The sequence below is a fragment of the Cupriavidus pinatubonensis genome, from assembly GCF_019602855.1.
Taxonomy (GTDB): Bacteria; Pseudomonadota; Gammaproteobacteria; order Burkholderiales; family Burkholderiaceae; genus Cupriavidus; species Cupriavidus pinatubonensis.
The window spans coordinates 809,638-821,836 of the sequence record NZ_CP080766.1 but is presented as its reverse complement, the minus strand read 5'-3'; the positions used below and the strand labels follow the sequence as shown (position 1 = coordinate 821,836).

10 protein-coding genes are annotated in these 12,199 nt (G+C 65.5%); 7 read left to right on the top strand and 3 right to left on the bottom strand.

Annotated features, from left to right (window positions below):
* Positions 1–8: 8 nt before the first annotated feature.
* Positions 9–1,178, bottom strand: a complete 1,170-nt coding sequence (locus K2O51_RS03695; RefSeq protein WP_011299667.1) for an acyl-CoA dehydrogenase family protein — start codon at positions 1,176–1,178, stop codon at positions 9–11.
* A 934-nt stretch (positions 1,179–2,112) separates the two neighbouring features.
* Here K2O51_RS03695 and K2O51_RS03690 point away from each other — a divergent pair.
* Positions 2,113–2,598, top strand: a complete 486-nt coding sequence (locus tag K2O51_RS03690; protein ID WP_011299668.1) for a DUF2628 domain-containing protein — start codon at positions 2,113–2,115, stop codon at positions 2,596–2,598.
* Positions 2,599–2,634: 36 nt separating this feature from the next.
* Here the strand turns inward: K2O51_RS03690 and K2O51_RS03685 are convergent, their stop codons facing one another.
* Entirely contained in the window at positions 2,635–3,537 is a 903-nt protein-coding gene (locus K2O51_RS03685; protein ID WP_011299669.1) for a LysR family transcriptional regulator, read from the bottom strand.
* A 193-nt stretch (positions 3,538–3,730) separates the two neighbouring features.
* Between K2O51_RS03685 and K2O51_RS03680 the strand changes: the two genes are divergently transcribed.
* Positions 3,731–4,645: an SDR family NAD(P)-dependent oxidoreductase gene (locus K2O51_RS03680; protein WP_011299670.1), complete on the top strand. Its 915-nt coding sequence runs from the start codon at positions 3,731–3,733 to the stop codon at positions 4,643–4,645.
* 13 nt (positions 4,646–4,658) lie between these two features.
* Positions 4,659–5,882: a CaiB/BaiF CoA transferase family protein gene (locus tag K2O51_RS03675; protein WP_245001829.1), complete on the top strand. Its 1,224-nt coding sequence runs from the start codon at positions 4,659–4,661 to the stop codon at positions 5,880–5,882.
* Positions 5,883–5,969: 87 nt separating this feature from the next.
* Here K2O51_RS03675 and K2O51_RS03670 read toward each other — a convergent pair whose 3' ends face one another.
* On the bottom strand, positions 5,970–7,118 hold the full coding sequence (locus K2O51_RS03670; RefSeq protein WP_220630496.1) for an AraC family transcriptional regulator: 1,149 nt from the start codon (positions 7,116–7,118) through the stop codon (positions 5,970–5,972).
* Between the two features lie 340 nt (positions 7,119–7,458).
* On the opposite strand from K2O51_RS03670, the gene K2O51_RS03665 reads away from it, so the two are divergent.
* Genes K2O51_RS03665 through K2O51_RS03650 form a run of 4 tightly spaced genes read left to right on the top strand, consistent with a single transcriptional unit; the run spans position 7,459 to position 12,046 of the window.
* Complete coding sequence (locus K2O51_RS03665; protein WP_011299673.1) at positions 7,459–8,463, top strand: tripartite tricarboxylate transporter substrate binding protein; 1,005 nt, start codon at positions 7,459–7,461, stop codon at positions 8,461–8,463.
* Between the two features lie 13 nt (positions 8,464–8,476).
* Positions 8,477–10,204: a long-chain fatty acid--CoA ligase gene (locus K2O51_RS03660; protein ID WP_220630495.1), complete on the top strand. Its 1,728-nt coding sequence runs from the start codon at positions 8,477–8,479 to the stop codon at positions 10,202–10,204.
* Positions 10,205–10,242: 38 nt separating this feature from the next.
* Complete coding sequence (locus tag K2O51_RS03655; RefSeq protein ID WP_011299675.1) at positions 10,243–11,223, top strand: Bug family tripartite tricarboxylate transporter substrate binding protein; 981 nt, start codon at positions 10,243–10,245, stop codon at positions 11,221–11,223.
* Positions 11,224–11,266: 43 nt separating this feature from the next.
* Entirely contained in the window at positions 11,267–12,046 is a 780-nt protein-coding gene (locus K2O51_RS03650; RefSeq protein WP_220630494.1) for an enoyl-CoA hydratase/isomerase family protein, read from the top strand.
* Positions 12,047–12,199 lie beyond the last annotated feature (153 nt).

Below are 12,199 nucleotides of genomic sequence, written 5' to 3'. Positions count from 1 at the left end.
GCGCGGCCTCAGAACGAACGCGGCAGCTCGAGCACGTGCTCGGCCACGTAGGACAGGATCAGGTTGGTCGAGATCGGTGCGACCTGGTACAGGCGGGTCTCGCGGAACTTGCGCTCGATGTCGTACTCGGCCGCGAAGCCGAAGCCGCCGTGCGTCTGCAGGCAGACGTTGGCCGCTTCCCACGATGCATCGGCGGCGAGCAGCTTGGAGATGTTGGCTTCCTTGCCGCACGGCTTGCCGGCGTCGAACAGCGCTGCAGCCTTGTAGCGCATCAGGCTGGCGGCTTCGACGTTGACGTAGGAGCGTGCGATCGGGAACTGAATGCCCTGGTTCTGGCCGATCGGGCGGTCGAACACAATGCGCTCGCGTGCATAGTTGCTCGCGCGCTCGACGAACCAGTAGCCATCGCCGATGCACTCGGCGGCGATCAGGATGCGCTCGGCGTTCATGCCGTCGAGGATGTACTTGAGGCCCTTGCCTTCCTCGCCGATCAGGTTTTCGGCCGGCACTTCGAGGTTGTCGAAGAACAGTTCGTTGGTCTCGTGGTTGACCATGTTGCGGATCGGCCGAACTGTCAGGCCCTTGCCGATGGCTTCACGCAGGTCGACCACGAACACCGACAGGCCCTCGGACTTGCGCTTGACCTGGTCGAGCGGCGTGGTGCGGGCCAGCAGCAGCATCAGGTCCGAGTGCTGCACGCGCGAAATCCACACCTTCGAGCCGTTGACGACGTACTTGTCGCCCTTGCGCACGGCAGTGGTCTTGAGTTTGGTGGTGTCGGTGCCGGTGGTCGGCTCGGTCACAGCCATCGACTGCATGCGCAGTTCGCCCGAGGCGATGCCCGGCAGCCAGCGCTTCTTTTGCTCTTCCGAACCGTGGCGCAGCAGGCAGCCCATCACGTACATCTGGCCGTGGCAGGCGCCGGAGTTGCCGCCGTTGCGGTTGATTTCTTCCATGATGACCGAGGCGGCCGTCAGCGACAGGCCCGAACCGCCGTAGGCCTCGGGGATCAGGGCCGACAGCCAGCCCGCGTGGGTAAGCGCCTGAACGAATTCCTCGGGAAAACCGTTCTGTTCTTCAATGCGCTGCCAGTAGGCCGAATCGAAACCCGCGCAAAGGTCGCGTACGGCTTCGCGGATTTCCGGGAAAAGCTGGTCTTGATCCTGATCTGCAAACATGGGGTAGGCCCGGTCGATTTGAATGGGGCCATTATTCCCGACAGCCCTTTGGCCTGAAATTCGGATTTGCGAAAGAGCGGCTTAGGTGCGGCTTAGGTGCGGCTTAGGTGCGGCTTGGGGGCGGGCCAGTGTGGCCAGATGCGAGGCCGGCACAGCGTGCGCATTCTGCGGTGAAAGGCCAGCCCCAATAGCAAGACGCCCGGCGAGCCGGGCGTCTTCTGGCATGCTATTGGCGCGGAGCGTATCAGCGCATGAACAGCCAGATCAGGATCAGCACGAAGGCCGGAACGCCGAGAAGCCACGCGATGATATAGGGCATGATGTGCTCCTTCCTTTTTTGTACGTATTCACGATAGAAGGAACGGCTGCGCTGTCGTGTCCGGGGGCATCCGGTTGCGCTGTAGGACGGCATCGCATTTGTGTGGCGTGACGTGGCGAGCGCCTGCCACGCGAAGAATCGCGGCGCGCATCACTAATTTTGATGATGATACGGCGCCGCGCATCGGTCACAATGGCATGGCGGTTCGCATTGGCGACGGGGAGGCGTCACCTGCGGTCCGCCAAAAAAAACAGGGGAAGCAAAACGGATTACGTCCTCACCTGGCGCACAGGGCCGGCACATGGCGGCGAGACGGGACGATGTCCGCGAGGGGCGTAGACGGCGCGCCCGGCGGCACTGCGGTGCCGCCGGGCAAGGCCGCGCAGCGTCGCCATGTCCCCCGCGCGCCCGCCCCATGCGGCACGATCAACGGCAGGGCGCTGTCCTGCTTCGCACGCACATTCCAGGCAGCTGATTGGCTCTCGAGCCGGCCCGCCGCGCGCAGTCGGGAAATTCGATCTTTCTGCGCGCAACCGCACGCTCCGCGCAGCGGCGCAGGCCTATGCTCTGTCGCGGAGGCCCCGTCGTCAGGAGCCCACCGCAGGGGAGTGTGGCATGAAAGCAATCATCAGTGACGAAGCGGCGTTCGCCGTGTTCGTAGGATCCCGTTTCCCGTACTACCGCGCTCGCTGGCAGGTCGCGGCGGCGAACAACGGCATGGCGTGGAACTGGGCCGCGTTCTTCTTTGGGCCCTTCTGGATGGCCTACCGCCGCATGTACTGGCAGGTCGGCGTCTACGCCATCGTCCTGTGCGCCGAACCGGTGCTGCACGCATTGTTCCATGTCCAGATGCCGGATGTGCTCGCACGGCCGCTAGCCTATGCCATGGCGCTGGTCCTCGGCTTCTACGGTAACCAGCTGTACCGCATGCATGCGGAATCGACGATCCAGCGCCTGCGCGATTACCACTGGTCGCCCGAAGTGGTCAACGATTCCCTTGCGCGCTGCGGCCGCACGAGCTGGCCGGGTGTGGCGGCCATGGCGCTGCTGATCGCGGTCATGCTGGTGTCGCTGCGGCCGCTCGCGAGGCTGGTGGCCTAGCGCCGCCAGTGGGCGAACGGCCATGTATTGCCAACTCTATACAGGCTCGCGCGCAGCGTCGACCAGGTACTGGATCAGGGTTTCGGCGAACTGTGGCAGTTCGCGGCCCGGGCGGCGGCACAGGCGCAATTCGCGGCGCGCCCATTCATCTTCCAGCGAGATAAAGCGCAGCACCTTGCGACTCGCATAGCGGCGCGCACAGCTGTTCGGCACGATGGCGATGCCGGCGCCGGCCTCGACCATGCGGCAGACCGCGTCGAAGCTGCCGACCTGGATGCGCAGGCTGATACGCTTGCCCATGCCGCTGGCGATGCGGTCGAGGAAGGACTGGATCGCGCTGAACTGGTTCAGGCCGACGAAGCGGCAGGTATCCAGCAGGTCGGCGAAGTGCAGCCGCTTGAACTGCGGCAGCGGGTGGTTGACCGGCGCAATCACGATCAGTTCGTCGCTGCACAGGTGCATGACGTCGAGATCCTGGGTCGCGACTTCGCCCGCCACAATGCCAAGGTCCGCCGCGCCCGCGCTGATCGCGGACACGATTTCCTGCGACAGATGCTCTTCCAGCTCCACATCGACGTCAGGGTTTTCACTTAGAAAACGGGACAGGCCCGTCGCCAGGAACGAGTTGGTGGCGGTCGTATTGGCCAGCAGGCGGACCTTGCCCTTGACGCCCTTGGCATAGGGACGCAGGTCGGAGTGCAGGCATTCGAGCTCGCGGAACACCTCGCGCGCATGGTGCAGCAGTGTATCGCCGGCCGGGGTCAGCCTGACGCCTTTCACCTGGCGGATCAGGAGCTGGGTCTGGAACGCCTCTTCCAGTTGCTTGATGCGCGTGCTGGCGGCCGGCAGGGACAGGAAACTGCGCTCCGCTGCGCGGGTCAGGTTTTCCGTTTCACCGACGTTGAGGAAAAGGCGCAGGTCGGTCAGGTCGTAATGCATGGGGTTCCGTCAGGCCAAAGGCCACTTTTGCGATTCGTGAATTCCAATGTTTCAGCCGCCAATTTATCGTATCTCGCGTGGCAATAACATCCGGACATGCTTGCCTGCGACTGGCACGGCCGTCGCGGGCAGCCGTTATTGTCGCCAGAAACGCGGTCTGTTGACCGGGAAAAGCATTCAGAGGAGCAACGCAATGAGCGGTTTGATGGCAGGCAAGGTAGCGCTGGTAACGGGCGCGGGTGGTGGAATCGGGCGCGGTATCGCGCTGGCGATGGCAGCTGCCGGCGCCAAGGTCGTGGTCAACGACCTTGGCGTGTCGATGACCGGCGAAGGTGGCGATGCCGGTCCCGCACAGCGCGTGGTGGAAGAAATCCGCGCGGCCGGCGGCGAGGCCGTGGCGAACACCGACAGCGTGTCGACCTGGAACGGTGCTAACGCCATCGTCCAGTGCGCGCTCGACAACTTCGGCCGCATCGATGCCGTGGTCAACAACGCCGGCAACCTGCGCGACCGCATGTTCTTCAAGATGAATGAAGAGGAATGGCGTTCGGTTATCGACGTGCACCTGCACGGCACCTTCTTCGTGAGCCGCGCCGCAGCCAACTATTTCAAGGACCAGGAAGGCGGCGCCTTCGTGCACATGACGTCGACTTCGGGCCTGATCGGCAATCTGGGCCAGGCCAACTACTCGGCCGCCAAGCTCGGCATCGCCGCGCTGTCGAAGTCGATCGCACTTGACATGCAGCGCTTCAACGTGCGCTCGAACTGCATCGCGCCGTTCGCATGGAGCCGCATGACCAGCTCGATCCCGGCCGAGACGCCGGAAGAGAAGGCACGCGTGGCCAAGCTGCAGAAGATGGAAGCCGGCAAGATCGGCCCCGTGGCCGTCTACCTGGCCAGCCCGTCCGCAGCCGAGGTCAACGGTCAGATCTTCGCCGTGCGCGCCAACGAAATCATCCTGATGAGCCAGCCGCGGCCGGTGCGCTCGGTGCACATGAGCGAAGGCTGGACGCCGGAATCGATTGGCGAGATCGCCATGCCGGCCATGCGCAACAGCTTCTTCAAGCTCGAGCGCTCGCCCGACGTGATCAGCTGGGATCCGATCTGAGATGGCGCCCGCCATGCAGGGCGCACTGGCCGGTGTCCGGGTGCTCGACCTGTCGCGCATCCTGGCCGGGCCATGGTGCGCGCAGAACCTGGCGGACCTCGGCGCGGAAGTCATCAAGGTGGAACGCCCCCGGGTCGGCGACGACACGCGCTCCTGGGGCCCGCCATGGTTGCCGGATCCCGAAGGCCAGCCTTCGCGCGATGCCACCTACTTCGCCGGCGCCAACCGCGGCAAGCAGTCGCTGACGCTCGACATCGCGAGCCCGGAAGGGCAGGCGATCGTGCGCGAACTCGCGGCCAAGTCGCACATCGTCCTGGAGAATTACAAGGTCGGCGACCTGAAGCGCTACGGGCTCGACTATCAAAGCCTCAAGGCGATCAATCCGGCGCTGGTCTATTGCTCGATTACCGGCTATGGCCAGACCGGGCCGAGCGCGCACAAGCCGGGCTACGACTTCATCTTCCAGGGCATCGGCGGACTGATGAGCGTGACCGGCGAGCGCGACGACCTGCCCGGCGGCGGTCCGCAGAAGGTCGGCGTGGCGGTGGTAGACGTGCTGACCGGCATGTACGCGACCGTGGCTGTGCTTGCCGCACTGCGGCATGCCGAGCGCACGGGCGAAGGCCAGCATATCGACATGGCCCTGCTCGACGCCGTGGTGGCCGTGGGCGCGACGCCGATCATCGCCCAGCGCATTACCGGCCAGGCCATGCCGCGCTATGGCAATGCGCACGCGAACATGGTGCCGTACCACGTCTTTGCGACGTCGGATGGCTACATGATTGTCGCGGCCGGCAACGACGGCCAGTGGCAGGCCTATTGCCGGGGTATCGAGCGTCCGGATCTGGCCGCCGACAAGCGCTTTGCCACGGGCTCGGGTCGTATCATCCACCGCGAATTGCTGGTGCCGATGCTTGAGGCCCATATGTGCACACGTTCGACCGCACACTGGGTCGAGGCGCTGGAGGCGCAGGGCATTCCGTGCGGGCCGATCAACGACTACGCGCAGGTGCTCGACGACCAGCAGGTCCGTCATCGCGAACTGCAGGTCGACCTGGTCCGCAAGGACGGTGCGATCTGCCCGACGGTCAAGAGCCCGCTGCGGCTGTCAACCACGCCGGTGCAATATGACGCGCCGCCGCCGCGCCTTGGCGAACACACGGAACGTGTGCTTGCCGAAGTGCTCGGTTTGTCCGCGGAGCGGATCGCTGCACTGCGGGAGCAGGGCGTGGTCTGAGCGCGTGCGTAGAAGCCCGACAGGGTCAAGCCGGCGATGGCGTTGTCATCGCCGGCTTCTTTGTTTGCGCTGGTTTTTGCCGGCTCGTCAGCTGCCGGCGCTGGCGAGCTGCCGGTATTCGCCGGGCGCCACGCCCGTCCATTTCTTGAACGCGCGGTGGAAGGTGCTCGGCTCTGAAAAGCCGAGCCGCAGCGCGACCTGCTGCAGCGAGAGGTCGGAGCGCTCGAGCATGCCGATCGCTACGTCGCGCCGCAGGTTGTCCTTGATATTCTGGTAGCCACGCCCTTCGTCGCGCAGCCGCCGGCGCAGCGTTTGCGGCGTCAGGCGCAGCATCTGCGCCATCTGCTCCAGCGATGGCAGTTCGTCGTCGAGGTGCGAGCGCAGGTGCAGGCGGATGCGTTCGGCCAGGCAACTGTTGTCGCGGTAGCGCACAAGCAGCTTGTGCGGCGCCTCGCGCAGGAACTCGCCGAGGCCGGTGGCATCCTGCATCACCGGCAGCCGGAGCCACGCGGCGTCGAAATGCAGGGCCGTGCAGGGTTGCCCGTACCGGACCGTCGTGTTGAAGATTCGTTCGGTGTCGGTCTGTCCCTTCGGCGCGCCTGCGCTCAGGTCGACGCGGGCCAGCGGCACGCGCCGTGCCACCAGCCAATTGATCAGGCCGTAGGCGTGGAAGACGAACGTCGACTCCGCGAACACATGGCACGGCGTTGCCGGCGCATGCGCTTGCAATTGCACGGAAGCGGTCTTGCCATCGTTGCTGCGGTGCAACCGAGGCGTGAAGTCGCCGATGTGCAGCCGGTACTGGCGCAGCCCGGCCTGGATCGCTTCTTCCAGCGTCGCGCAGTGGATCATTGCACTGGCAGCCTGGGCGAACACCCCCGGCGGCACGGGGCGGCTGAGCAGGCCCCAGAGTTCGTCGCGCGTGATGCGGCGCAGCGTGCGGATCAGTGCGGCGTACTGGTCTTGCGTGACGCGCGCGGTGGGCGATGCCAGCAGTGCCGGCGAGATGGCCGCGCGGCGCAGCAGCGCATCGATATCGCCGCCGAGCCGGCGCACGCCGAGCACGATCTGCTGGACGTGATGGATGGCGATCGTGTGGCGCGCCGGCGCCGGCGCTGCGGCCAGCGTTGTCATAACCGTGCTGGCGGTGCCGGCCAACGCCGGACCCGGCGCGGCGATGCTGCGCGGCATGCCCGGCACGGGATGCCGGTGAGCGGGCGTGGCAACGATGTGCATGAGTCTCCTCGTCGTGTTGGGGCGCGCCGGGCATTGCCCTGGCAATGGCGGACTGGCGGCATGGTGGCCTGAGGCAGACCTTATCGCGGTCGGGTCGCACCGCACAATCGGGATTTGCCAAAGCCTGCCTTTCAACTGAGCGATTCGGCCAATCATTTTGGGTCGTCTGGTCATTGTCCGGACCACCTCCCATCGCGCACCCTCTCGCTGTGGAAAGGTCCGCACCGAACGGACCGCCACCGGCAAGCCGGACACGGCCACGCCAACGGATACATCGCCGGCGTCAGCAAAACGGGCAGAGCCCTTCGCCGCGAACCAAAAACACAAAGGAGACAACCACATGCAGGCAAATCGTCGTAGTGCATTGCAGCGTCTTGGTGCCGGGTTGCTGGCATTGGGCGGGGTCGCAACCGGCTTGCTGGGCGCCGGTTCGGCGATGGCGCAAGTGGCCTTCCCGTCGAAATCCGTGCGCCTGGTGGTTCCTTATCCGGCCGGCGGGGCGACTGACGTCCTGGCGCGTGCCATTGCCGACGGTCTGGGCAAGGCCTGGAAGCGTCCCGTCGTGGTGGAGAACCGCCCTGGCGCCAGCAGTATGATCGGCTCGGAAGTGGTGGCACGCGCCGAGCCGGACGGCTACACCGCACTGCTCACCATCACGACGCTCGTGCAGGCGCCGAGTCTTTACACCAAGGCCCCGTTCGACCCGGTGAAGGATTTCGCGCCCGTGTCTGAGCTTGGTACCACGAACCTCGTGTTCGCCGTCAACGGCGCAGTGCCAGCCACGAACCTGAAGGAATTCATTGCGCTGGTGCGCGCCAAGCCTAAACAGTATTCCTTCGGCTCGTACGGCACCGGTTCGAGCGGCCATCTCTACGGCGAGATCTTCAACGAGACCGCCAAGCTGGACATGATCCATGTCTCCTACAAGGGCGAGGCGCCTGAGTTGAACGACCTGCTCGGCGGCCAAGTGCCATCGGCGGTGATCTCCGTAATGGGCGCCAAACCGCATAACGCCTCCGGGCGCCTGCGCGCGCTTGCCGTGACGGGTGCTTCGCGTTCGCCGCAACTGCCTGATGTGCCGACATTCAAGGAAGCCGGCATCGCCGGCATGGATTCGCTCGGCTGGTTCGGCCTGCTGCTGCCGGCCGCCACGCCGCGCGCGATCGTCGAGAAGTTCTCGGCCGACGTCAACAAGGTGCTTGCCGACCCTGCGGTGCGCGCGCGCATGAACGAACTGGGCGTGATCCTGACCGGCAGCACGCCCGATGCCTTTGCCCAGACCGTGCAGTCCGACTACGTACGCTGGGGCAAGGTGATCCGTACCCACAACATTCGTCTTGACTGAGCCTTTGCCTGACATGAAGTCCGCCAGTACCTCCCAGCCTTACCGTTCCCCCGCCTGGCCCGCCGGCTTGCCGGCGTCGCTGCATGCGCCGCGTACCAGCCTGTTCTACAACCTGGAGGTGGCCGCGCGCCGCTATCCCGACAAGACCGCGATCCAGTACTTCGGCGCCGCGATTTCCTACGCCGCGCTGCTCGACGAGGTCGAGCGCATGGCTGGCTATCTGCAGCACACCTGCGGCATCCAGCCCGGGGACCGGGTGGTGCTGTTCAGCCAGAACTGCCCGCAGTTCATCGCGGCCTACTACGCCATCCTGCGCGCCGAGGCCGTGGTCGTTCCGGCCAACCCGATGTGGCTGGAGGCCGAACTCGAACACGTGGTCGCCGACAGTGGCGCCGTGGCCGTGTTCTGCGGCAGCGAACTGTACGACCGCGTTGCCCCGTTGCACGGCAAGGCATTGCGCCATGTGATCGTGCACCACTATGCGGGCATGCTGCATGACGACGGTGGCCTGCCCGTGCCGGCCTGGCTGCGCGAGCCGGCGCCCGCGCTGAGCGCGGCACCGAGCGGTGCGATGCCCGTCACATGGGAGGCCGCTTGCAATGCCGGCCAACTGCCACGTCCGCACGAGGCCGGCTACGACACGCTGTGCATGCTGGCCTACACGTCCGGCACGACCGGTAACCCCAAGGGCTGCATGCATACCCACGGCACCATGATGAGTTCCGCGGTGGGCTCGCAGGTGTGGCGCAGCAGTACGCCGGAGGCGGTGGTCCTGGCGGTGGCCCCCATGTTCCACCTGCTCGGCATGCAGAACTGCATGCATTCGCCGATCTACCTCGGCGCCACCGTGGTGCTGATGCCGCGCTGGGAGCGCTCGCTCGCCGCCGACCTGATCGAGCGCTATCGTGTCTCGGTATGGGGCGCGCCGCCGGCGATGCTGGTGGACTTTTTCGCACAGCCCGGCGTGACGCAACGCGACCTGTCCAGCCTGGCGTTCCTCGGCGGTGGCGGTGCGGCCATGCCCGATGCCGTGGCCAATATGCTGCAGGAGCGCTTCGGCCTGCCCTACGTCGAGGCCTACGGCATGACCGAGACGGCGTCGTTCCTGCTGTCGAACCCCCGTCAGAAGCCCAAGCGCGAATGCCTGGGCATCGCCACCTTCGGTGTGGACGCTCGGGTAGTCGACCCGGAAACGCTGGCCGAACTGCCGCAAGGCGAGATCGGCGAGATCGTCGCCCATGGCGCGCAGGTGATGCTCGGCTACTGGAACAACCCGGAGGCCAACGAAGAGTCGTTCATCGAGATCGACGGCAAGCGCTTCCTGCGCACGGGCGACCTGGGCTTCATGGATGAAGAGGGCTACTTCTTCATGCGCGATCGCCTCAAGCGGATGATCAACGCGTCGGGCTTCAAGGTCTGGCCGGCCGAGGTGGAGAACCTGCTGTACGGGCATCCGGCGATCCACGAGGCTTGCGTGATCGCCGCGCGCGATGACCATCGTGGCGAAACGGTCAAGGCCGTCGTGGCGCTGCGTGCGGAATCGCGCGGCACGCCAGAGGCTGACCCGGAACGCATCATGGCCTGGTGCCGCGAGCGTCTGGCTGCCTACAAGGTGCCGCGCATCGTCGAATTCGTCGACGCCCTGCCCAAGTCGGCCACGGGCAAGATCCAGTGGCGCGCGCTGCAGGAAGAGGCTATGCAACCGGCGGGCCTGGGCAAGACGGGCACGGAAGGCCGGTGAGACCGGACCAAGACAGAGTTTTGGAGAGAGACAGCATCATGCAGAAGAGCAGACGAACCTGGCTGGCGCAGGCCGGCACCCTGGCGGGCGCCGCCATGCTTGGCAACGTGGGCCAGGCAGTGGCCCAGAACTACCCCAGCAAGCCGATCCGTATGGTCGTGCCATACCCGGCCGGCGGCGGCACCGATACCGTGGGCCGCATGATCGGCCAGCGGCTGGCCGAGGCGTGGGGCCAGCCGGTGGTGGTCGACAATAAGCCCGGCGCGAGCGGCATGCTCGGCAACGACATCGTCGCGAAGGCGACACCCGATGGCTACACGGTGCTGCTGGCCATCACGGCGCTGATCCAGTCGCCGAGCCTGTACAAGCGTACGCCGTATGACGTGAACAAGGATTTCACGCCGGTTTCGCTGATCGCCAAGTCGTCGGATCTGTTCGTGGTGCCCAACCGCGTGCAGGCCAACACGATGCGCGAGTTCATCGCGCAGGCGAAGGCCGGCAAGCTCAGCTATGGCTCGTATGGCAACGGCACGTCGTCGCACCTGCACGGCGAACTGTTGCGGCAACAGGCTGGCATCGAGCTGACGCACATTCCGTACAAGGGCGCGGCACCGCTGCTCAACGACTTGCTCGGCGGCCAAGTCGATTCGGCATTCGTCGATGTGACGTCGGCGTATCCGTACCTGACCAGCGGCAAGTTCAAGATCCTCGGCATTACGGGCACGCAGCGCTACAAGGCTATTCCGAACGTGGCGACGTTCGCCGAGCAGGGCCTGCAGGGCTTCGAGCCGAGCGGCTGGTTTGCGCTTTTTCTGCCCGCCAACACCCCGAAGGACGTGACCGCACGCCTGGCCGCCGAAACCGCCCGCATCGTGAAGCTGCCCGAGATCACCCAGAAGCTGGCCGGCATGGGCCTTCAGCCAGTCGGTTCCGCGCCGCAGGAGCTGGCCGCCGTGGTGTCGGGCGACATGCCCAAGTGGGCCAAGATCGTACGCGACGCGCATATCCAGCTGGACTGAGCGCCAGTCAGGCATCGAACCGCAGCATTACATGGAGTCATCAATGGAAACGATTCGCTATGCCGTGGAAGACGGCATTGCCACCCTTACGCTCGATTACCCGGCCCGCAAGAATGCGCTGAACGGCGTCATGCGCCGCGAAATCGGCGATGTGATGCACGAGCTGCGCCAGGACACCAGCGTGCGCGCGCTGATCCTGACTGGTGCCGGCACCGATTTCTGCTCGGGCGGGGACATCAGCTCCATGCAGGGCGAGATCAGCGCAGCGCAGGGGCGCCAGCGGCTGGGCAATATCCATCCGTGGCTCGAGACGCTGATCAATCTCGAGATTCCTGTCATTTCCGCGGTCGATGGCGCGGCTTTTGGGGCGGGATTCAGCCTGGCGCTCACCGCCGACATCATCCTGGCCACCCCGCGTGCCCGGTTCGGGTTGCCGTTCCTGCGTCTGGGTTTGATTCCGGATTGTGGCGTTTTTTACACATTGCCTCGCATGGTCGGCCTCCAGCGCGCCAAGGCGCTGATGTTCTCGATGCGCGAGCTCAACGCCGAGGCGGCCCAGGAGCAGGGCATCGTCATGGAGATCGTGCCAGCAGACAGCCTGCAGGAGCGCGCCCGTGCGATGGCCCGCGCCTTCACCGAGGCCTCGCCCGTTGCGCTGGCGCTAACCAAGAAGGCGCTCAATGCGTCGCTGAACCAGGACCTGCACAGCATACTGGCCATGGAGGCGGACGGCCAGGGCATCGCGTTCGCCACGGAATACCGCCAGGAGGCCGCGAATCGCTTCCTGTCCAAGCAGCCGCCGCGTTATCGCTGGCCTGACTAAGTCCTGCGAAGCAACAGGGTGCGTGCGGCATGCTGCGCTGCGGTATGGCGGACAGGCGCCCACCTCGCAAGGCTTCAACGAAATACGCCTATCTATATAGAGGCGCGACAGCGGTAATGCCGCCTGTCCTCCTTTTCCCTTTGCATTTCGAAG